General features: G+C 74.9%; 15 protein-coding genes. 5 read left to right on the forward strand and 10 right to left on the reverse strand.

Annotated elements, in window-relative coordinates:
* Positions 1–78 precede the first annotated feature (78 nt).
* Complete coding sequence (locus ACIBQZ_RS21720; protein ID WP_396090549.1) at positions 79–531, reverse strand: Hsp20/alpha crystallin family protein; 453 nt, start codon at positions 529–531, stop codon at positions 79–81.
* Between the two features lie 202 nt (positions 532–733).
* On the opposite strand from ACIBQZ_RS21720, the gene ACIBQZ_RS21725 reads away from it, so the two are divergent.
* Positions 734–1,852, forward strand: a complete 1,119-nt coding sequence (locus ACIBQZ_RS21725; RefSeq protein WP_396090550.1) for a pyridoxal-phosphate dependent enzyme — start codon at positions 734–736, stop codon at positions 1,850–1,852.
* Positions 1,853–2,061: 209 nt separating this feature from the next.
* Here ACIBQZ_RS21725 and ACIBQZ_RS21730 read toward each other — a convergent pair whose 3' ends face one another.
* A complete protein-coding gene (locus tag ACIBQZ_RS21730) occupies positions 2,062–3,984 on the reverse strand; it encodes a hypothetical protein (protein ID WP_396090551.1) in 1,923 nt (640 codons plus the stop codon).
* Between the two features lie 273 nt (positions 3,985–4,257).
* Between ACIBQZ_RS21730 and ACIBQZ_RS21735 the strand changes: the two genes are divergently transcribed.
* The gene (locus ACIBQZ_RS21735) at positions 4,258–4,956 is read left to right on the forward strand and encodes an endonuclease/exonuclease/phosphatase family protein (RefSeq protein ID WP_396090552.1); all 699 of its coding nucleotides are present in this window, start codon (positions 4,258–4,260) and stop codon (positions 4,954–4,956) included.
* Positions 4,957–5,017: 61 nt separating this feature from the next.
* On the opposite strand, the gene ACIBQZ_RS21740 is transcribed toward ACIBQZ_RS21735, so the two are convergent.
* The 4 genes from ACIBQZ_RS21740 to ACIBQZ_RS21755 all read right to left on the reverse strand — a co-directional run bounded on the left by ACIBQZ_RS21740 (position 5,018) and on the right by ACIBQZ_RS21755 (position 11,803).
* Positions 5,018–7,924 (reverse strand): fibronectin type III domain-containing protein, encoded by a 2,907-nt coding sequence (locus ACIBQZ_RS21740; protein WP_396090553.1) that lies wholly within the window; start codon positions 7,922–7,924, stop codon positions 5,018–5,020.
* Between the two features lie 99 nt (positions 7,925–8,023).
* A complete protein-coding gene (locus tag ACIBQZ_RS21745; protein WP_396090554.1) occupies positions 8,024–8,917 on the reverse strand; it encodes an ATP-binding protein in 894 nt (297 codons plus the stop codon).
* Positions 8,901–11,159, reverse strand: coding sequence for an ATP-binding protein (locus ACIBQZ_RS21750; RefSeq protein WP_396090555.1), 2,259 nt, complete (start codon positions 11,157–11,159; stop codon positions 8,901–8,903). Before ACIBQZ_RS21750 ends, ACIBQZ_RS21745 begins: the two co-directional genes overlap by 17 nt.
* Positions 11,160–11,275: 116 nt before the next feature.
* Positions 11,276–11,803, reverse strand: a complete 528-nt coding sequence (locus ACIBQZ_RS21755; protein ID WP_396090556.1) for a hypothetical protein — start codon at positions 11,801–11,803, stop codon at positions 11,276–11,278.
* A gap of 180 nt (positions 11,804–11,983) precedes the next feature.
* Here ACIBQZ_RS21755 and ACIBQZ_RS21760 point away from each other — a divergent pair, with 180 nt between their 5' ends.
* From ACIBQZ_RS21760 to ACIBQZ_RS21770, 3 genes are read left to right on the forward strand one after another with little or no spacing between them, the layout of a single operon-like run.
* Positions 11,984–12,325, forward strand: coding sequence for a hypothetical protein (locus ACIBQZ_RS21760; protein ID WP_396090557.1), 342 nt, complete (start codon positions 11,984–11,986; stop codon positions 12,323–12,325).
* 17 nt (positions 12,326–12,342) lie between these two features.
* On the forward strand, positions 12,343–16,068 hold the full coding sequence (locus tag ACIBQZ_RS21765; RefSeq protein WP_396090558.1) for a hypothetical protein: 3,726 nt from the start codon (positions 12,343–12,345) through the stop codon (positions 16,066–16,068).
* Positions 16,068–17,066 carry a metallophosphoesterase family protein gene (locus tag ACIBQZ_RS21770; protein ID WP_396090727.1) on the forward strand — a complete coding sequence of 333 codons (999 nt, stop codon included), beginning with the start codon at positions 16,068–16,070 and terminating at the stop codon, positions 17,064–17,066. The genes ACIBQZ_RS21765 and ACIBQZ_RS21770 overlap by 1 nt, the downstream gene beginning before the upstream one ends.
* 6 nt (positions 17,067–17,072) lie before the next feature.
* Here the strand turns inward: ACIBQZ_RS21770 and ACIBQZ_RS21775 are convergent, their stop codons facing one another.
* From ACIBQZ_RS21775 to ACIBQZ_RS21790, 4 genes are all read right to left on the reverse strand, one after another.
* Positions 17,073–18,215, reverse strand: coding sequence for a glycosyltransferase family 4 protein (locus tag ACIBQZ_RS21775; protein ID WP_396090559.1), 1,143 nt, complete (start codon positions 18,213–18,215; stop codon positions 17,073–17,075).
* Between the two features lie 100 nt (positions 18,216–18,315).
* Positions 18,316–19,128 carry a glycosyltransferase family 2 protein gene (locus ACIBQZ_RS21780; RefSeq protein ID WP_396090560.1) on the reverse strand — a complete coding sequence of 271 codons (813 nt, stop codon included), beginning with the start codon at positions 19,126–19,128 and terminating at the stop codon, positions 18,316–18,318.
* Between the two features lie 54 nt (positions 19,129–19,182).
* Positions 19,183–20,307 (reverse strand): glycosyltransferase family 4 protein, encoded by a 1,125-nt coding sequence (locus ACIBQZ_RS21785; protein ID WP_396090561.1) that lies wholly within the window; start codon positions 20,305–20,307, stop codon positions 19,183–19,185.
* 15 nt (positions 20,308–20,322) lie between these two features.
* On the reverse strand, positions 20,323–21,591 hold the full coding sequence (locus ACIBQZ_RS21790; protein WP_396090562.1) for a lipopolysaccharide biosynthesis protein: 1,269 nt from the start codon (positions 21,589–21,591) through the stop codon (positions 20,323–20,325).
* Positions 21,592–21,679 lie beyond the last annotated feature (88 nt).

The raw sequence follows: 21,679 nt of genomic DNA on the forward strand, positions 1-21,679 counted from the left end.
CGGGCCGGCGTCCGGGGGCTTGGTGCCCGGCGGGCGGGTTGCCCGCCGGGCGTTCGGGAGGAGCAGGTCGGAGAGCTGTCAGGAACTGGCCAGCGCCGGAGCCGTGGTTTCGCCCTCCACGGTGGCGCCGGTGCTGATCGCGATGCGGCGCGGTTTCGCGGCCTCGGCGACCGGGAGGGTCAGCGTCAGCACGCCGTCCTGCCAGGTTGCGGCGATCTTGTCCAGGTCGAGGCCGTCGCCCAGGGTGAGGCGTCGCTCGAAGGTGCCGGTGGCGCGTTCGCGGCGGACCCACTGGACGTCGGCGTCGGTGCGGGCGCTGCGCTCCGCGCGGATCGTCAGCACCCGGCCGTCCACGTCGATCTGCACGGAGCCGGGGTCGACGCCGGCCAGGTCGCAGTGCAGCACGAAGTGGTCGCCGGAGCGGTACAGGTCCATCGGCATCGGCAGGGTTGCCGTGCCGCCCGCGGGTGGGCCGAACACCTGGCCGGCCAGCCGGTCGAACTCGCGGAAAGGATCAAAAGTCAGCACCACGGATCCACCTCCTCGACGGGGCCCGCCGGCCTGTCCGGCGGGCACGTGGCGCTCGGCTCAGATCGGATCTGCCGAGGTCGCACCGCACATCGTGGTGGTCCATCACCGCGGTGAGCAGCAGCGACAAGACATTTTTTAGCACTGTTCCCGGCCGAGTGCCAAGTGGTCCGGAGAAAAAATCCGGCTCTGGCAAGATCGGATCATGCTTGTGGACCGAACCGGCCGGCGCTATCCGCTCGACGAGCCGCGCTGGCGCGGCGACGACGGATCACCGCTGCTGGTCGAGCCGCTGCCCGGCATCACCCGGGACGACGTGGACCGCACCGTACGCTCGCAGTGGCGCTACGCCGCCGCCCTGCCCGCCCCGATCGACCGGCCGGTCACGCTCGGCGAGGGCTGCACCCCGCTGTTGCCCTTCGACGTCGACGGGGTGCCGCTGTCGGTCAAGCCGGAGTGGTTCAACCCGACCGCCAGCTTCAAGGACCGCGGCACCACCGTCATGATGTCGGTGCTGGCCGCCCAGGGTGTCACCGCGATGCTCGAGGACAGCAGCGGCAACGGCGGCTCGTCGGTCGCCGCTTACGCCGCGGCGGCCGGCATCCGGGCCACCATCCTGGCCCCGGAGTCGACCTCGCCGGCGAAGATCCAGCAGAGCCGGATGCACGGCGCCACCGTCGAGCTGGTGCCCGGCAGCCGGCAGGCCACCGCCGACGAGGCCGTCCGCCGTTCGGCGTCCACTTTCTACGCGAGTCACAACTGGCATCCCTTCTTCCTGCAGGGCACCAAGCTGCTGGCGTACGAGATCTGGGAGGACCTGGGCTTCCGCGCGCCGGACGCGGTGGTGCTGCCGGCCGGGGCCGGCAGCCTGGTCCTGGGTTTCCACCTGGGCTTCGGCGAGCTGCTGCGGTCCGGCGCGATCGGCCACCGGCCCCGCCTGCTGGTCGCCCAGCCGGCGCACTGCAGCCCGCTGGTCGCGGCGTTCGCGGCGGGACAGCCGGCGGTCGGGCCCGGGCCGTGGACCGCGACGGTCGCCGAGGGTACGGCCATCGCGGCGCCCGTGCGCGACCGCGAGGTGCTGGCGGCGATCCGCGAATCGGCGGGGGACCTGGCGGCCGTGCCGGAGCCGGACATCGCCCCGGCGACCCGCGAACTGGCCCGCCGCGGCCTGTACGCGGAGCCGACCAGCGCGATCGTGCTCCCGGCGATCCGTGAGTTCCGGCGCCGCGGCTCGCTGCGCTCGGGAGAGACGACGGTGGCCGTGCTGACCGGCTCGGCCCTGAAAGCCGCAGACGCCGTCGGCCGCCTCCTGACCGCCGACTGACCGCAAGCGCCGCCGACTGACCGCAAGCACCGCCGGCTCACCGGGAGCGCCGCGACTGACCGCAAGCACCGCAGGCTGACTGGGAGCGCCGCGACTGACCGAAAGCGCCGCCGGCTGGGAGCGCCGCGGCTGACCGCAAGTGCCGCGGGCGCACCGGGAGCGCTCCGGCTGACCGGGAGTGCCGCCGGCTGACCCGGAGCGCCGCGGGTTCAGCCGCCGGTCGGCGTGACCCCGCCCCCCGACCCGCCGCTCCCGGCCGGTGGGGTGCCGCCGCCCGTCGCCAGGGTTCTGGTGGATCGGACGATGCCGGGCCTGCTCGCCCGGATGCCGAGCTGCGGCACCACCAGCTCCACCCCCGCCGTCAGTCCCGTCCGCAGCTCCCATCGCCCCGCCGTCGCCGCCATGCCGAAAGCCGCCCGGGTGGTCACCCGCGGCCCCGGCACCCCGTAGACCAGGAAGCTGAACGTCGGTGCCACCCCGGCCCGCGCCGTCGCGCTCCGGCTGATCGTCGGTGGGCCGAACGTGAACGTGCTGCGCAGGCCCGAGACCGGGCGGGCCCGGCCGTCGCGGTGGGTCAGGCCTGCCCTGATCGTGGCCGTCTGGCCGGCCGAGGTCTCCAGCGCCGCCTGCACCGTGCCGCTCGCGTCCAGGTGCAGCTGCACCTGCGGGGTGATCACGACCGGCACCGGCCCGACCGGGAAGACCACCGGCGAGAAGCGGATCGGTTCCGCCAGCAGCGCCGTCCTCTTCAGCGTGCACGTCGCGCCGTCGCTGATCGACAGCTTGAGCTGCGCGTCCGACGTCACTGTCGCGGTGAACGCCGTCCGCGTGACGCCGCCGGGCCGGTGCCAGGCGGCCTCCAGGTGGAAGCTCGGGGTGAGCGTCACCATGCCGCTGACCTCGGCTTTCTCGCCGTTCGAGCAGGGTACGGCGTGCCTGATCGGGTGGCTCACCGGGCCGGTGTCCGTGCCCAGCGCGAAGGTCTCGTCGAGCGTGCCCTCGGGGACCGCCTCGGTGAGGGTCGCCGGTGCCGCCCGCGCCGTGCGGCCGGTGACCGAGACGACCTTGACCAGCAGGCCGTCCGGGGTGGCCGGGGTGCTGGTGGCCGCGAGGATCTCGCCCGGTTCCGGCAGCCGGGCGTGCGCGGCGAAGTGGATGCTGCGGGTGGCCGCCGGGTCGCCGGTCACCGCGGTCACCGCGTCCTCCGGCAGGACGGTCGTGCCGCTCGCCGCGATCAGGCGGAACCTGCCCCACCTGCCGGACCGCAGCGTGCTCTGCACCGCGCGCCCGTCGAGGCCCAGGGCCGCGATGTCCACTGTGCCGGGCGTGCGGGAGGTGGCGGCGATGCCCGAGCCCAGGCGGCCGGGCAGCCGGGTGGGCCGGCCCCAGGTGCGGGCGCCGTCGAGCGAGGCGCGGGCCGACGGGGACAGGTCCGGGTTGCGGGTGATCAGGTGCAGCGTCCCGGTGCCGGGCTCGGCGGCGAGGCCGGGCGTCGCGGTGGAGATCACGCCGGTGCGGCGCCAGCCGGTGGGGCGGCCGGCGGTCACCACGGTGGTGCGTACCTCGCGCTTGCGGCCCGCGACGGCGATCACCAGGCTGCCGGAGCGGCCCACGGCGGCCGGCGAGGTGGTGAAGCCGCCGCCGAGGGACGACCAGCCGCCCCAGGCGCCGTCGCGCAGGTGGCGGACGTGGACCGTACCCTCGTCGTCGCGGACCACGACGGCGAAGGCGCCGCCGCCCAGCGCGGCCACCGCCGGTGCTCCGGTGGCGGAGCCGCCGAGGCCGGACCACCGGCCGCCCGGCTCGGTCCGCACCCAGACCTGCTCGTCGGCGACCGTGGCGGTCAGGATCTGCCCGGAGGCCGGGTCCGCGCCGCGGCCGACGCCGCCGGTGTCCGCGGCCGGCCGGGCCCCGGCGAAGGCGGTCGCGTCATCCCAGCGGTCGCCGGTGGCGGTCTGCTCCTGCAGCCGGCGGGGCGCGGAGCCGCGCCAGACCAGGCTCAGCGTGCCGGCGCCGGTGGCGGCCAGGGCCGGCGTGGTGTCCGGTACGGCCGAAGCCGACGCGCGGGGCAGCACCACCAGGGCGGCCCCGCCGAGCCCGGCCAGCGCCAGCAGGGTGAAGGTACGTCGCACAGCACTCACATCCACGAGGATCGGACAGCTACCCCTGGGGAACGTCGATGGGTGGGCCGCGACGCGCCCGCCGCCCGGGTGGACGGTAATACCGCTGGAACGGGCGACCCCGAACGGCTGATCTCTCCGCGTTCCGGCCGGCGAAGCGAGTCACGTAACACGTCCTACCCCGGCGGGGAGCTGACCAGCGTGTTTGTGGGCTTCCGGCGCCCGGCCGCGATGATCTCGCTAGGCTCGGACGCGGTGTCTCCCGCGGATCGTAGGGAAGGTCGCGTGACCCTGAGCGTCGCCAGCCTCAACCTGCACTGCGGTCTCGACCGTCGCGGGGCCGCCTATTCGGTGGCGAAGGCTCTCGTCGCGCTCGACACCGATGTGGTCGTCGTGCAGGAGAACTGGCGGACCGGGGATGCCGCGAGCATCGCAGCGGCCGCGGCGTCCGCCTGCGGGTATCCCCACGTGGCCGAACTCGACCTCGTCACCGGGCGGTCGCTGGCCGAGCTGAGAATCGTCCGCAGGGCCGTGCCCGGCCCACCCGGCACCTGGGGCCTGGCCGTGCTGAGCCGGGTGCCGTGGCAGGACCGCACGACGGTCGGGCTCGGCGCGGCCGCCCGCGATCCGGTCGGCCCGCGGCTGGCGCAGGTCGTCACCGTCGCCGGTCTGCGGGTGGTGAACGTCCACCTGACCCACCGGCTCACCCGGGGCCCCGGGCAGCTGCGCAGGCTGCTGGCCGGGCTGCGGGGGTCGAGCGAGCCGACCGTCATCGCCGGCGACCTCAACATGTGCCGGCCGACGCTGCTGCTGGCCCGGCCGTACCGCCCGGCGGTGCGGGGCCGGACCTGGCCGGCGCACCGGCCGGTGGCCCAGATCGATCACGTGCTGCTCGGCCCGGGGGTCACCGCGACCGGTGCCGCGGTGGCCCCCGCGGTCGGCTCCGACCACCTGCCGGTCGTCGTCACCCTCGACGCGGGCTGACCCGAGCGGGGCCGGGGCTCCCATGAGCCCCGGCCCCGCCGGTCACTGCCCGGTTCGCCGATCAGCGGCGATACTGCACCACCAGGGCCCAGTAGAGCAGGGTCGCCGCCTCCTTCTGGGTCAGCGCGGGCTTGCGCCCGGACGAGTGGATGATCACCTGGGCGATGAAGGGGGCGAGGTTGCGCTTGTCGAGCGCCTTGTCGAAGGTCCGGATCGTCGCCTCGGGCTCGCCGTCGAGGTACTGGTGGGTCAGCCCCCGGAGCCATTCGAGGCTCGGGTTCACCGTGTACGAGGCGATGGCCGCCGTACCCTCGTTGCCCGCCTTGTCCACGGCTGCCGGGCAGCGCACGGTGTACATGCCGCTCATCACGGTGGTGGCCGGGACCGGCTGGTCTGCCACGCCGGAGCCCTCGTCGGTCGTCCGGCAGGAGACGACCGGCACCGCGTCGGCTTCGTACACGCCGCCGTCGGTGACCCCGGCGACCGTGGTGACCGGTGCGGTCTTGTCGACGTTGACCGTGACGCCGGCCGCGGCGGTGTTGGCGGCCCGGTCCGCGGCGGTGCCGGTGACGCCGGCGCCTGCGCCCTCGGCGGTGACGACCTGGGCGGCGGGGCAGGTGGCGACTGTCGAGACCGCGTCCGTGCACTCGAAGGTGACGGTCGGCTCGGAGCGGAACCAGCCCGCGCTGTTCGGCGTGCCCGTGACGGTCGGCGTGATCACCGGGGCGGTCCGGTCGACGTCGACCGTGACCTGGGCGGAGGCGGTGTTGCCGGCCAGGTCGGTGGTGGTGCCGGTGATCACGAGTCCGGAGCCGTCGGTTGTCACCGGCATGTCCGCGGGGCAGCTCGTCGTGCCGGAGCCTTCGTCGGTGCAGGTGAAGTGGACGGTGGGGGCGGTGTTGTACCAGCCGTCGGCGGTGGCCTCGCCGACGACGGTGGCGGTGATGGCCGGTGCGGTCCGGTCGACGTCCACCGCGACCGAGGTGGTGGCGGTGTTGCCGGCCTTGTCCACCGCGGTGCCGGTGACCTGCTGCCCGGCGCCGTTGCCGTCGAGCGTGACGTCGGCGGGGCACTCGGCCAGGCCGGCCCCGGCGTCGGCGCAGGAGAAGCGGACGGTGGGGGCGGTGCGGTACCAGCCGTCGGCGGTGGCCTCGCCGACGACGGTGGCGGTGATCGTGGGGGCGGTCCGGTCGATGTTCAGGGTGGCGGTGGCGGTGGCGGTGTTGCCGGCCTTGTCGACGGCCGTGCCGACGACCGTCTGGGCGGCGCCGTCGGTGTCGAGCCGCCGGTCCGCCGGGCAGGTGGCGATGCCGGAGAGCCGGTCCGAGCAGGTGAAGCGCACGGTCGGGGGCACGGTGTACCACCCGTCGGCGTTCGCGTCACCGAGCACGGTCGCGGTGATGGTCGGCGCGCCCCGGTCCAGGCTCAGCTCCACCGTGGCGGTCGCGCTGTTGCCGGCCTTGTCGTAGGCGCTGCCGATGACCTTCTGGCCCGCGCCGTCGACGCTGATCGGGGTGTCCGCCGGGCAGGTCGAGATCATGGCGACCTCGTCGGTGCAGGTGTACCGGATGACCGGCGGGCTGGTGTACCAGCCGGCGGCGTTCGGCGTGCCCAGCACGGTGGCGGTGATCGTCGGCGGGGTGCGGTCGAGCTTGAGCGTCATCGTCGAGGTGGCGGTGTTGCCCGCGCCGTCCACGGCGGTTCCGGAGATGCGCTGCGCCGCGTTGTCGGCGCCGGTCAGGATGTCGGCCGGGCAGCCGGCGATGACGCCGCTGTCGTCGGCGCAGGTGAAGTGGACGGTGACCGGCGCGCGGAACCAGCCGTTGACGGGGGGCTGCGACAGCGTCGCGGTGATCGTCGGCGGGGTCCGGTCGGTGCCGGTGCTGACGACCGCCGTGGTGGTGGTCGGCTCGGTGGCCGGCGACGCGGTGGCCGGGGTGGCGGTGTCGTCCGTGGGGGCGGTGACGACGACCGGGGCACTGCTCGGGGACGGCTCGGCGGTGGGTGCCGCCGACGGCGTGGTCACCGGCGCGGTGGTGGTGGCCGGCGTCCAGACGGGCTCGTAACCGGTGAGCGCACCGCTGCCGCCGTTGTCGTTGTAGGCCTTGACCTCGAGCATCCAGCTCTTGGCCGGGTCCAGCAGGAGGGTGGACCGCAGCGTCGGCGCGTCGACCCGCAGCCTGCCGGTGATCTTGTCCTGGCCGTAGCCGACCATGTAGTAGGTCGGTGCGGGGCCGGAGGCCGGCGCCTGCCAGACGACCTCGACGGTGCCGGGTGCGTCGGCGAGGCGCCGCGACACCAGACCGGTGGGGTCGGCCGGGCGGTACCGGTCCAGCAGCGACTTCGCCGTCGAGCAGGCGCCGAACTCGTTGACCGTGGACACCGCGATCGTGTAGGCCCGGGCCGGGTCCACGCCGGGGAACCGGAAGGACGTGTCGGTGCTGCTCCGGTCGGCGAGCACCACGCCGTCGGAGAGCCGGGTGAAGACCACCCGGTACGAGGTCAGCGGGGTGTAGCCCGTCCAGGCCGGCGCCCGCCACGTCGCGGTGGCGACCGTGCCGTCCTCCTCCCGTCCGGTGGACATGCCCAGGACGTAGCTCGGCGTCAGCGAGCGCAGGGTGGTGAACCCGGTGTTGGTGACCGCGCCGGAGGCGTCGGCGGCGCCGACCCGCATCTTGTACGTCGTGCACGGGCCGGGCGCGTCGATCCGGTACTCGGTGGTCGACGCCGGCACCTTGATCACCGTCTCGACGTCGTCAGCGACGACATCAACGAGGTAGTGGTCGGTGGTGGTGTCGCCGGGCCGCCAGGTCATCTGGATCCGGCGGACGTCGTCCGCGGTGCGGATCGCCGACAGACCCTTGGGGGCAGCCGGCGCCGCGGCGGCCGCACCGGGGGTACCGATGATGGTCGCTGTAGCTCCCAGCAGTCCCGTGCTCGCCAGGATCAGTATTCGCCTCAGGTCCATCTCGCCTCGTCTCGCTTCGGGGGTGCGTCGTTCTCATCGGCGCGGACTCTCAAGCCCACCTCAAGGCCGGCTCTGGTTACGGTCATGCCCGCCGCCGTCTCACGAGGCGATCTCGGCCGCGATCGGGACGTGCCCGGTCCCGGTGGTCGACGGTGGGGTGCTGCCGCGCTCGGTGGCCGCGACCGGCACGGTGAACCAGACCCGCGCGCCACCGCGGAACCGCGGATCGGCACCGATGGCGCCGCCGAGGCGCTGCACGATCCGGCGGCAGATGGTCAGGCCCAGTCCGGTGCCGGTGTACGCGTCCGGATGGGCCCGGTGCAGCTCGCCGAAGATCGCCTCGTGCTGGCCGTCCGGAATGCCCACACCCGCGTCGGTCACCTCGACCCGGACGACGCCGTCGCTGAGGGTGCGCGCGGACACGTGCACCCGGGCCGGCTCGCCGGGCCGGACGTACTTGAGCGCGTTGCCCAGCAGGTTCTCGAACAGCCGCCGCAGCATCCCGTGATCACCGTGGACCTCCGGGAGCGGGTCCCGGGTGATGTGCGGCGCCGGCCACTCGCTGTGCAGCAGCATCCCGGCGGCGCGGTCGGCCAGCACGTCGTCCACGAGGGCGTCCAGGTCGATGGTCGTCAGGCGCAGCGGCGTGCCCCGCACGGTCGAGTACGCCAGCACGTCGTCGATCAGCCGCCCCATCCGGGCGACCCCTTCGTTGATCTCGCCGACGAACTCGTCGAACCCGGTGGGGCGGGGCCAGCCGACGTCGAGGTGGGTCAGCATCTGGGCGTACCCGCCGATGCCCGCCAGCGGTGCCTTGAGGTCGTGGCTGATCTCCCAGGAGAACGACTCGAGATCGCGCACGCAGCGGTGCAGCCCGGCGACGGTGTCTTCCAGCTCGGCGTTGCGCCGGCGCTGGAGCTCCAGCTCGGCGTGCACGTCGTGGGCCACGCCGTCGGTGCCGGCGAGGTTCTGCGGATCAACGAATCCCGGCACATTCGGTCCTTTCATCAGCGGCGAGGTAGCCCGCCATCACCCGCAGGGCCTGGGCGACTGCGGCCTCCACGCCGGCGACCAGCGCGGACAGTTCCGGTTCACCGCTCGCGGCGGTGGCGCCCCGCTCCACCCGGGCACAGGCCTCGGCGAGCGGGTCGGCGCCCAGCAGGGCGCTGGACGACTTGAGCGTGTGCGCGGCGGCGCGCAGCGCGTCGCGGTCGTGGGTCCGCAACGCCTCGGCGATGGCCGCCCGGCGACCGTCGAGCTGCGCGAGGTAGGTGTTGACCGTCGTCACCACCAGGGCCCGGTCGTCGAGCTGAGCCTCCAGCTCCCGCAGCTTGCTCAGGTCCACCGGCTCGTCCACCGGCTCCTCCGGCGGCTCGTCCGGCGGCCCGGCCGTCGCGGCCGGTGCGGGCGCCGAACCCGGCGACAGGTACGGCTCCAGCGCCGCGCGCAGCTCCGGCAGGGTGATCGGTTTGCTCAGGTGGCCGTCCATCCCGGCTTCCAGGCACCGTTCGCGGTCGCCGTGCAGCGCCGTCGCGGTCAGTGCCAGGATCGGCTTGTGCCAGCCCGCGGTCCGGATCTGCCGGGTGGCCTCCAGCCCGTCGGTCCGGGGCATCTGCAGATCCATCAGCACCACGTCGTAGGCGGTGTCGCCGAGCGCGGCCTCGATCGCGGCGCTGCCGTCGGCCACGGTGTCACACTCGACGCCGAGCAGCTGGATCATGCGCCGGAACACGGTGCGGTTGACGTCGTTGTCCTCGGCGAGCAGGACCCGGCCGCCGCCCAGCGGCGGCACCGTGACCGGTGCGCCGCGCACCCCGGTCCGTTCGTGGTTCAACGCCGCCACCAGCCGGCCGAGCAGCAACGGTGCGGTCAGCACGCCCGGCCGGCGCACGACGCCGGTGCGCGGGTCGGTGGTGCTGATCATCAGCGACCGCCCGTTCGGGCCGAGGGCCGCGCTGATCGCGTCGGCGCGCCCGATCGCGTCGGGATCGTGCGCGTCGTCGCACCACAGCACGGTGTCGACCGCCGCGGCCCCCCGGTCCACCTCGGTGAGCAGCATCGGCACCGGATCGGCGCCGGCGCCGCGCAGCAGCCAGGACAGCGCCAGCGTCGACCGGGGTGTGGGGGCCAGGACGGCGATCCTGCGCCGGTGCAGCGGTGGCGCGGGTGTCGCCGGCTGCTGCGGTGCGGCCCGCAACGGCAGCCGGATGAGAAACTCCGCCCCCGCGCCGGGCTGGGAGTGCACGTCGATCGTCCCGCCCATGCAGGTGACCAGCCGCGCGGCCAGGGCCAGGCCGAGGCCGGCGCCCTCGTGCCGGCGCGACGCCGAGGAGTCCGCCTGCACGAACGGCGCGAAGATCCGGGCCCGGTCCGGGTCGGCGATGCCGGGCCCGGTGTCGGAGACGGTGATCAGGTACGCGTCGGCGCCGTCGCTCGCGGCGGTGACCACGACCTCGCCGGCCGCGGTGAACTTGACCGCGTTCCCGACCACCGCGGTCAGCACCTGGCGCAGCCGGTCGGGGTCACCCAGCACCGCGGTGGGCAGCTCCGGCGACGGGGCGGTCAGCAGCAGGATGGACTTGCGCCGGGCCTGCTGCTGCAACGGCTCCGCGACGGCCTCCAGCACGGTGCGCAGGTCCACCGGCTGCTCCCGGATCCGCAGCTCGCCGGTCTCGAGCCGGGCCAGGTCGAGCAGGTCGTCGGTCAGGGTCTTGAGGCCGTGCACGGAGCGGTACACGCTGTCGACGATCTCGCGGATGTCCTGCTGCATCGGCTGGGCCCGGAGCAGGTCCACGGTGGCGACCACGGTGGTGACCGGGGTCCGGATCTCGTGGCCGAGCAGGGCGAGGAACTGCGACTTGGCCTCGGTCGCGGTGTCCGGCCCGGCACCCCGGCACGGCTCGCCGAGGGTGCGCACGGTGATGAGCCGCCGGGGCGGACCGTAGTCACTGTCCAGGTGCGCGATGCGTACTGTGGCGGCGTCCGGCGTGCATCCGCAGCGCAGCTCCGTGGGCGCGGCGGTAGGGCTCATCCGCCGGACGGCGGCGACCAGCTGGTCATGGGCCGGGCAGGAGCCGGCGGTGCCGGCGAGCCGGGCACCCTCGGCCGGATAGCTGCCGCCGGTGCCGTCCGGGCCGGACCACCGCCGGTTGGCGAGCAGCACCTGGCCGTCCTGGTCGACGATCGCCGCCGGGCCGGAGATCGCCTCGATGAGCGTGTGCGCCGCAGATCCCATGCGCGAACCTTTCCGGTCAGCGGACCCGGGGGCAGGTCCGTGCCCAAGGTTCCGGGGACCCGGATGCGGCGCGGTCAGCGTTCGGATGCAGTTCGGTTGCCGGGCCGAGACCGGGCTCAGGCGCCGTGCCGGCGGTGGTACCCGCGCGGGGCCGCCGCGCCGCCCGCCCCGGACCGGCGGCGGTACGCCGCCCCCAGCACCAGCCCGGTGACCGCCACCGCGCCGACCGACCAGGGCAGGACGTCCACCGGGCCGCGGGCCGCGGCGCGCGGGGGGACCGCGGAGATCATCACCCGGGAGGTGCCGGCGGCGGAGCGACCGGCGACGACGATGCTCGCCCCGCTCTGGCCGGCGGTGATCAGGTCCTGCGGCACGACCACCCGGACCCGCCCGTTGTCGTCGCTGCGCGCCTGCCGCAGCGGGCCGGCGCCGAGCCGGACATCCACGACGTCCCGGGGCCGGTAGGAGAACCCGTCCACCCGCAGCTGCGTGCCGCCCTCGATCCAGGTGATCACCAGCTTGTCCGGGGTGGTGGCCGCCGCGCCCGCCGGCGCCGCCGTGCCGAGCAGCAGCACCGTGCCCAGCCCCAGGAGCGTCACGAGGGCGGTCAGCAGGCTGCGGAGGTGCGCGGTCGGGATCGGCATGTGTTGAGACTGCGGCATCAGCACCGGCGGCGGAACGGACCCGAGCCAACCTTGCCCGACACCTGAGCTGCCGTTGAGGGAGCGGCCCGGAGCCGGCTCAAGCCCACGGGCGCCGCGCCGATGAGGGGAGGGAGGGGCCGGGACGTACCCGGGCCCCGCGGGGTGGGACGGAGGCCGACCATGGCAGTGGATCTCACCCACGTGCCGGTGCTCGCCGAACCGGTCGCGGCGCCACCGGTACGGCAGGCGCCCCGGCACCGCCGCCGCCTCGACCTGCCGGCGCTCGCCGAACGGTTGTGGCGGCCGCCGCTGGCCCTGGCGGTCGCCGTGTTCGCGGCCTGCGGGCCCGCGCACGCGCTCGGGCACACCGACCTGGTCTTCGCGGCTGTCCTGGTCGCCCTGGTGCTGGCCGGGGCCGCGGTGCCGCTGGGGCTGGTGGCGTTGTGGCACCGCCCGGCCGGCGCGGAACCGGGTCGCCCTCAGCGCGGCGGCCGACCGGTCGAACAGCCAGGAGAGGGGTGACCGGGAGGAGACAGGGCGTGCGACTCACGGCCAGCCGTGCCGCGTGGCCGGCCGCCCGGCCGTACCTCGTTGTGCTCGCGCTCAACGCCGTCATCGTCAGCCAGTGGTTCCGGACCGGCACGTTCATCGCCGCCGGGGACATCGGCGCGTTCATCCGCCGCGGCTGGGCGCCCGAGGCCGCCTGGAGCTGGAACCATCAGATCACCGGGGCCGGCTCAGCCGGCTACACGATGGCCCGCGGCCTGGAGTTCGTCCTCATCTGGTGCTGCCGGGCGGTGGGGCTGACCGAGTACTCGGCGCAGTGGCTGTTCTACATCTGCATCTACGGCCTGGTCGGCTTCGGCGTCGCGTACCTGGCCGGGGCGTTCGTGCGCAGCGAGGTGGCGATCGTCGCGGCCGGCGCGTTCGGGCTGCTCAACGGGTTCTTCCTGACCCGGCTGCCGAACCCGCTCAACATCATCTCGGTGGGGGTGGTGGCGCTCATCACCGGGGTCGCCATCCGGGTGGCGCAGGGCCGGCGGGTGCCCGCGCCGATCGCCGGGTTCGCGCTGATGCCGACCTCGTTCCTCGCCTTCAACCCGCCGATGCTGGTCGTCGCGTACGCCTGGGCGATCGGCGGCACCCCGCTGCTGGCCGCGTTGCTGCTCGGCCGGGCCCCGGCCGTACGCCTGCTGAAGTGGTTCGTCCCGGCGGTGCCGTGGGCGCTCGGGCTGAACGCGTTCTGGCTGGTGCCGCTGGCGCAGAGCTTCATCGGCGGGGGCGGCGCCACCGCCAACGCCACCTTCACCGACCCGACGAACTGGTCGTGGTCGCAGGTGAACAACCTGCCGCAGAACATCGTGACGCTGGTCGCCAACTGGGCCTGGTTCCGCCCCCAGTACCTGCCGTTCGCCGCTGACCTGGACCAGCCCTGGTGGATCTGGATCCGGTACCTGCTGCCCGCGCTCGTCTTCCTGGCCCCGCTCGTGGCGCCGCGCCGGTTGCGCCGGGTCGCCCTGGGCCTCGTGCTCCTGATCATCCTGTTCGTGTTCCTGGCCAAGGGCCTGCGCCCGCCGCTGGCCCGGATCAACCTGTTCCTGTACCTGCACGCGCCCGGCTTCTGGCTGTTCCGCGAGCCGATGAGCAAACTCGGTCAGCTGCTGGTGGCGATGTTCGGCGTCATGCTGGCCGTCGGGGTCGAGGGGGTGCTGGCCAGGCTGCGGGCCCGGCCCCGGCTGCCGGGGTGGCGCCGGCCGCTGGTCTACGCCGGTGCCGCCGCCCCGCTGCTGCTGGTGCTGGCATACCCGTACCCGCTCTACACCGGCGGGGTGATGCCGGACGAGCGGCCCACCCAGCCGTCCACCCACGTCCGGGTGCCGCAGCAGTGGTGGGACCTGGCCACCCACATCGACGCCGACCCGCGGCCCGGCCGGGTGCTGGTCCTGCCCCTGGACGACTACTACCAGATGCCGACCACCTGGGGTTTCTTCGGTGTGGACAGCATCGCCAACCTGCTGATCCAGCATCCGGTGGTGCAGCCCAAGCCCGACGGCTACTTCGGCGACGTGGCCGGGTTCTCCGCCGACGTCCGGGCCGTCGAGACCGCGCTGCTCGCCGGTGACCTGACCCCGGTGCCGAAGCTGCTCGACGCGATCGGGGTCAGCCGGGTGGTGGTGCGGCACGACCTCGTCCGCGGGCTGCCGAACCGGTACTTCGCCGACGATCTGGTGCTGGCCGCGGCGATGGACCGGGTGCCCGGCGCCACCCTGGACCTGGACGGCATGCTGCAGGTGTGGAAGCTCGGTGACGGCGCCAGCCCCACCGTGCGCACCTACGACCGGGTGCTGGACGCGCCGGCCCGTCCGGACGCCGGGGCGGCGGTGCTCGGTACCGTCGGCACCCGGACCGCGATCGAGGCGCGCGCCGACACCGCGCCCATGGCCCTGAGCCCGCAGGTCGACGACACCGCGGCGGTCACCCCCGACGTGGTGCACTGGCCGGTGCCGGCCGTCGACGAGGGCTCACCCCGGACGACCGTCGACCTGACCGCCGGCCGGTACACGGTGGCGCAGCGGGCACGCGCGGCGGCGGTGCTCGTGCCCCGGCTCGACGCGGCGAACGGCCGTCTGGTGCTGCGCGATCCCACCGTGGTGACCGTGGACGGGGTGCCGGTGTCGCGCCGGCCCGAGCTGTCGGTGCCGATCCCGCCGGGCCGGCGGATCCTCGCGGTGCGCGCCGGCAGCCGGACTGTGTCGCTGGACGGGCCGGATGCCGCCCCGCGGGTGCAGGTCGGCGCCGCGACCCGGCTCAGCCTGCTGGCCGAGGCCCGGCAACCGGTCGCCGTGACCGGCTACTCCCCGGTCTACGACTGCAACAACTACGAGCCGCGGCCCTGGGCCGACCTGGGCCTGACCCGGGACGTCACGGACACCCCAGGGGGCCGGACCGTCCGGCTCGGCGCCGCGGACCACGCCGCCTGCACCCGGGTGGTGGTCCGCGCCGCCGCGAAGGACCAGCTGGTCCGGGTGCGGCTGCAGTACCGCCACGTCGCGGGCAGCCGCCCGCAGATCTGCCTGTGGCAGGCCGGGGCGTCGGGCTGCGAGCTGGCCGCCCGTCCGGTGCTCGACGACGAGTGGACCTCGTACGAGCGGGTCGTGACGATGGACGGCGCCGGGGCCGAACTCCAGATCATCCTGCACGCCGATGTCGGGCAGCGGTTGCGGCCGCGGACCGTGGCCGAGTATCGCGGCCTGCGGGTGGACGCGCTGGAGGCGGTGACCACCACGACCGTCTGGCCGCCGGCGGTGCCGGAGGTCTCGGTGGATCTGGACGCCGGCGAGCACGAGCTGCGGGTCGACGGCGGCCCGGCGGGTTCGGTGCTGGCGCCGTTCGAGCCCCTGGAGGACTGCTTCCGCTACGACGACCGTACGGCCGAGGAGTCGGGACTGGCCGCCGAGTCGCAGATCGGGGTCGACGGCGAGACGACCTACACCCTCAAGGCGGTGAGCCACCTCGCCTGCATCGGTTCCTCGGCGCACGACGTCGGCGCCGCTTCGCTGTACGAGCTGTCCCTGGAGGCGCGCAGCGTCGCCCTGCGCAACCCCAAGTTCTGCCTGTACCTGCGCGGCCCCGATTTGTGCCGGACCCTGCCGACCGTGGCTGCCTGGCAGGGCTGGACCCCGTACGAGGCGCTGATCCCGCCGGATCCCGCCGCGGTCGAGACCAAGCTCTTCCTGTACGGCCTCCGTGACCTCAAGGAGCAGCAGCAGTCCCAGGTCGAGTACCGAGGGGTGCGGCTGCGCCCGGTCGCCTCGCCGTCGGCCGTGGTGCTGGTGCGCCAGCGGCAGCCGGCGGCCGCGCCGTCGTCGGTGGACTGGGCCCGGCAGAACCCGGCGCACTTCTCCGGCACCGTCACGGCCGCTGCGCCGACCGTGCTGGCGCTGGCCGAGACCGCCGCGCCGGGCTGGGCGCTGACCGGTGCCGAGGGGGCGCGCAAGGTGCGGTTGCAGGGCTGGATGAACGGTTGGCTGCTGCCGTCGGGCGGGTCGTTCGAGGTCCGGTACGGCCCGGCGCGCGTCGCCCGGTACGCGCTGTACCTGCTGCCGGTCACGGTGATCGCCGCGGTGGGGTCCATGTATCTGATGCGGTTGCCGCCGGGCCGTCCGGGCGTCTGGACGGTCCGGCACCGCAGACCGGGCCGGGCGGCACGGATCTGGGCGCGGCGGCCGCGGATCCGCCGGCTGGTGCGCCGGTGGGCGGCGTGATGCCCACCCGGGACCGGCTCGCCGCGCTGGTCCTCACCCGGCGGGGGCCGCGGGGCGGGTGGCGGGTGGCCGTGGCGCCGCTGGTGGTGCTGGTCCTGGTGCTGGGCTGGTCGTTGAGCCGGTGCTCGTCCGGCCCGGACTCGGTACGGGTGGTCGCGGTCGGTGACATGGCCTGCGATCCCGCCGATCCGGACCTGACCCCGCCCGGCACGGCGCCGGGTGAGCGCTGCCGGCACCAGGCCGTCTCGGACCTCGCGGTCGCGCTGCGGCCGGCGTTCCTGGTCGGGCTCGGAGACTTCCAGTACGAGCTGCCCACCGGCGAGGCGTACCGGACCGTCTACGGACCCTCGTTCGGTCGCCTGCGTGACCGGACCGTGCCCGTCTACGGCAACCAGGAGTACCGGGTGCAGGACGCCAGCACGTTCACCGCCTACTTCGGCGACCGGATCCGCGACACCCGCGGGTACTGGTCGCAGGAGCTGGGCCGCTGGCATCTGGTGGTGCTGAACTCCAACTGCGGGGCGGTGGCCGGCGGGTGCGGCACAGGATCACCGCAGCAGGAGTGGCTGGCCCGCGACCTCGCCGCCCAGGGCGACCGGTGCGTGCTGGCGGCCTGGCACCATCCGCGCTGGTCGACCGGGCTGGCGGGGGACGATCCGCGGACGGAGGCGCTGTACCGCACCCTCTACGACCACGACGTCGAGCTGGTGCTCTCGGGGCACGAGGCACACTACGAACGGTTCGGTCCGCTGGACCCGGACGGGCGCCCCGACGCCGGCGGCGTGCGCCAGTTCGTGGTCGGCACCGGGGGACAGGCGCACTACCGCCCGGAGCCCGCCACGGGGGCGTCCGCCGCGGGTCCGGCCGGTGAGTTCGTCGACTACGACCACCACGGGGTGCTGGAACTGCAGCTGGATCCCGGCGGCTGGCAGTGGCGCTTCCACCCGCTGGCGGCCGGGCGGGCGGTGACCGACGAGGGGGAGGGCACCTGCCGGTGAGCCGGGTCAGCCGATGGTGGTCGCGTACGCCTCGGTGGTGACGGCCGCGGCCCGGTCCCAGCCCAGCCGCTCGCCGACCGAGCGCAGCCCGGCCTGGGCGTAGCGGTGCCAGGTGAACTCGTCGCTGAGCACGGTGATCAGCGCGTCGGCGAGCGCCGCCGGCCGGGCCGGTGGCACGGCGAGGCCGTTGACCCCGGGTTCCAGGACCGCGCGGACGCAGGCCACGTCGGTGGCGACGACCGGCAGCCCGACACTCATCGCCTCGGCGACCGCCATGGCCGGCGGGGAGGTGGTGTAGTCGAATTTGAACGGCCAGGTGCCCACCTGCGCGGCGGCCAGCTCGGCGAGCAGGTCGGGGACGGGCTCGGTGACGATCTCCACGCCCTCGGGTGCGCCGGCCCGGGCCAGGATGGCCGGCAGCTCCGGGCGGGGGATCAGCAGCAGCCGCAGCCGGGCCCCCGGGATCCTCGCCCGGACCAGCGGGAACGCGGCGAGCAGGGTGTCCAGCCCGCGGACGCTCTCGGCCCGCCCGGCGAACACGATGACGGGCCGGTCGGCGGCGAAGCGGGCCCGGCGCTCGTCGGCCGGCGCCCCGGAGGGCAGCCGGTGGACGGCGATGCCGGGCCGCCCGCCGAGCCGCCGCGCGACCCGTGGGTCCGGGGTCAGCACGGTCCGGACCCCGGCGTGCCGCAGGGCGGCGGCGGCCAGCGCCGCCGGCAGCATCGTGGTCAGCGCGACCCGGAACTGCAGGACGTTCGAGGCGCGCATCTCGGCCAGGGTCGCGCGGCGCCAGGTGCCCGGACCCGGCAGGGTCGGCCAGGCGTACGCGGTCAGCACCGTCCGGTACGGGCCCAGCACCGGCATCGCCGTCTGCACCGGCCCCAGCGCCCCGGCGTGCACGTGCACCACGTCGGGGCGGATCCGGGCCAGCACCCCGGCCAGTTCCGCGGTGCGCCCGACGGGGAACGTCGCGACGGCGCCACCGAGCTCGTGCACGCTCGCGAACGGCGTGGTGCCGTCATGGGCGTGCGCGGTCACCAGATGGTGTTCGCCCGCGACGCGCCCGGCCGTCTCGGCCACGGTGCGGCCCATCGCCTCGCGGGCCGAGTACTCCGCGATGAGGTGCACGATGCGCCGGTCGCCGGTCATGGCTGAACCTCCGTGGGCATGCCCTTCTGGCCCTCGCCTGCGAGGCCGTCGCCTGCGAGGCCGTGGTCGGCTCCGGCCGGGAGCCGCTCGGTGCAGGCGGTCATGCCGCTCGGCTGCCGGCGGTGGTTCGGCTGTCGCGGATGCCGAGCGCGAGCCCGGCGGCCTCGGTCAGCTTGAGGGTGGCGAGCCCGGCGGTCAGCACGGGGTGCCGCAGCAGCCGGGCGGGCCGGCGCAGCAAGGCGATCCGGACGAACTTGCCCCCGCTGGAATCCGCGTTCATGCGTACATACTGGTCGATCCAGCGGCCGTAGTACCGCTTCTTGGCGAAGGTCACCCGCAACCGGATGCGTCCCTCGTCGTGCCAGATCCACGCCGGCACCCGCCCGATGGTGGTCGCCAGGCGGGTGCGGTCGGCCAGATCCCAGTCCTCGGCCGCGGTCAGCTCCTCGTTCCAGCCGCCGACCCGGTTGATCACCTCCCGCCGGAACGCCCGCGGCGACTCCACCGCCGGGTCGCCGACGTACAGCATCTTCTCCATCTCCCGGCAGCGGGCCAGGAAGCCCTCCCCGAACGAGCGCTCCGGGATGACCAGGGCACCGGTGTCCGGCTCGGCGGCGAACCGCTCCTCGATACGGGTGGCGACCTGCGGCTCCAGCACCATGTCGGAGTCGATGAACACGACCACGTCGCCGATGCTGCGGTCGGTGCCGTGGTTGCGCTGCGCGCTGCGTTCCGGGCCCCACTGCAGCACCTGATGGGCGTGCCGGCCGGCGATCTCCACGGTGCCGTCGGTGGAACCGTTGTCGACCACCAGCACCTCCACGTCGGGGTGCGTCTGCGCGCGCAGCGAGGCCAGGCAGGCGTCGAGGGTGCGCGCCGAGTTCCTGGTCGGCACCACGAAACTGATCTTCATGCGTCTCTCCTGTCGTACCGGTGCCCACGCCGGGCGGCGCGGACGATGCCGCGGTCACACCGCGGCGGTCAGTCCCGCGCCGGTGGCCGGCCGGCGGACGCCGGCGGGCACCCGCGCGTGCTGCTGGATCGCCGACAGCAGCGTCTCCGCCACCTCGTCCCACGGCCGGGCGCCGCCGTACGGCACCGGGCCGCCGGGCTGCCGCTGCCAGCCGGGCAGCAACTCGCACAGCCAGCGCGCCAGCGCCTGCGGGTGCGGCGGCACCACGACACCGCCGGCCGCCCGGGTGGAGTCGCGCAGCCCCGGCACGTCGTAGGCGATGGTGGGGGTGCCCAGGGCGGCGGCCTCGGTGACCACCAGGCCCCAGCCCTCCCGCACGCTGGTGGCCACGTGCACGTGCGCGCGGGCCATCCGGTCGTGCTTGACCTGCTCGTCGACCCGGCCCAGGAACTCCACCCCGGCCGGGGCGTGCGCGCGCAGCCGGTCCAGCAGCGGACCGCCGCCGATCATCCAGAGCCGCAGCCCGGGGATCTCCCGGCGGCTCAGCTCGACGGCCCGCACCACGTCACCGGGTCGCTTGTAGCTCACCATCCGGCCGCAGAACACGACCGTGGGCTGTGCTTCCTTGCCCACCGCCGGCCGGGCCGCCGGTGGCTCGTAGCCCTCCGGCACCACCGTGACGTCGCCGGCGCCGAACCGGGCGAGCGCGTCGCGGGTCGAGTCCGAGACCGCCAGGACCGGCGCGCGGCCCAGCCGGCGCAGCCACCACGGCTCCAGCAGGTGCCGGCCCAGCTGGGCGGCGAGCGGCGGTACGTGGTGCGGCCAGATGTCCTCGCAGGTCTGGTGCACCAGCGCGACGGTGCGGGCGCCGTCGTCGACCCACTCGTGGGCCAGGAACGGCACCGTGTTCGTCTCGTCGACCACCACGTCGAAGCGGCCGCGTCCCCAGCGCTGCCACCAGCGCCGGGCCTCGCGGTAGACGGTGAAGCGGGTGCCCGCGCGGACGACCCGGTACCCGTCGACGATCTCGGTGGCAGGCCGGCCCGCGACGGCGGCGGCGAACAGCGTCACCTGGTGACCCGCCGCGGCCCAGCGCCGCAGCACCTGCTCGGTGTAGACCTCGGCGCCGCCGGCGGCCGGATGCCGCAGGTCACGCCAGTTCAGGACGAGGATGCGCATGGACGGCCTCCGGGTTCAGGCCGCGGTCGCGGCGCTACGGGCTTCTTCGGCGCCGGCCGGGCCGAGTTGAGCAGTCGGGCGCGCCCAGACGCGGGCCTCCAGCACCAGCATCAGCAGCAGCGTCGGCACCAGGGCGGCGGCCGAGCAGAGCGCGATCTGCGCGGCCGAGTCGTGCCAGGTCTCGATCAGGGCCACCTCGAGCGCGGCGCCGAGCCACGGGATCACCAGCGTGCGGGCCCGCCGGGCCAGGGCGGCGTAGGTCAGGACGGTCACCAGCGACGTCAGGGCGGCCACCCCGGCCAGGGCGCGGACCAGGCCGTCGGCGTCGGTGTACCCGTCGCCGTAGAGCAACCGCAGCACCAGCGACGGCACCGCGACGATCACCGCGGCGCCGAGCAGGGCCGGTCCGGCGACGGCCAGCCCGCCGGTGGCCAGCACCCGGCCCCGGCCGGGCCGGAGCCAGCCCGCCAGCAGCCGCGGGAAGACCGCCGCCATGATCCCGGCGGGCAGGGCGAGCACGGTCTTGGCCACCGTCGCGGCCGCGATGTAGGCGCCCGAACTGCCGTCGCGCAGGTGGTGGCGGGCCAGCAGCAGGTCGACGGTGGAGAACAGGAACAGCCCGGTGACCGCGAACCCGGCGTGGGCGACCGCGCCCAGCCGCAACGCGCCGGGCGTACCGGCACCGTCCGGGTGGCGCAGCGGCCCGGCGGCCACCAGCAGCGCCGCGAGTTCGGCGAGCACGGTGGCGGCCAGGGCGCCGGACACGCCGAACGGCACGACCAGGGCGAGGCCCAGGGCCAGCCGGACCGCGGTCGCGACGAGATAGGTCACCGCCACCGCGCCGACCCGCCGCGCCCCGAGCAGCAGCCCGCGGGCCGCCGCGACCACGGCGGCGATCATCAGGTACGGGGCCAGCTGCGCCGCCTCGGCCGGCCCGGCCAGGTGGAAGTAGTCGCGCAGCAGAGGTGCGCAGGCCAGCACGGCGAGTGCCGGTCCGAGGGACCAGAGGGCGACCAGGCGCAGCGTCCGGCGCGCGGAGGCGCGGCTCAGGCCGTGCTCGGCCACCAGCGCCGACGCCGCGGTCTGGACGGCGCCCAGCGGCACCCCGAGCATCATCATCGCCGCGAGCACGGTGCCCAGCGCCCCGTACGCGTCGGCGTCGAGCAGCCGGCCGACCGCCGCGTGGAAGGCGAGGTTGCCCGCGCTCTGCACGGCCACCGCGACGGCGATGGGCAGCGCGCCGCGGGCCAGCAGGCCGGGCAGGCGGCCGGGATCGAGTTTCACCCCGTCCCTATCGACGGCGCCGGCGGCGAGCTGTCCGTTTTTCCGCCGGGAACCGCCTGCGGGCCTCCTACGATCAGTCCATAATCCG

The organism is Actinoplanes sp. NPDC049599, from assembly GCF_044465625.1.
Classification (GTDB): domain Bacteria; phylum Actinomycetota; class Actinomycetes; order Mycobacteriales; family Micromonosporaceae; genus Actinoplanes.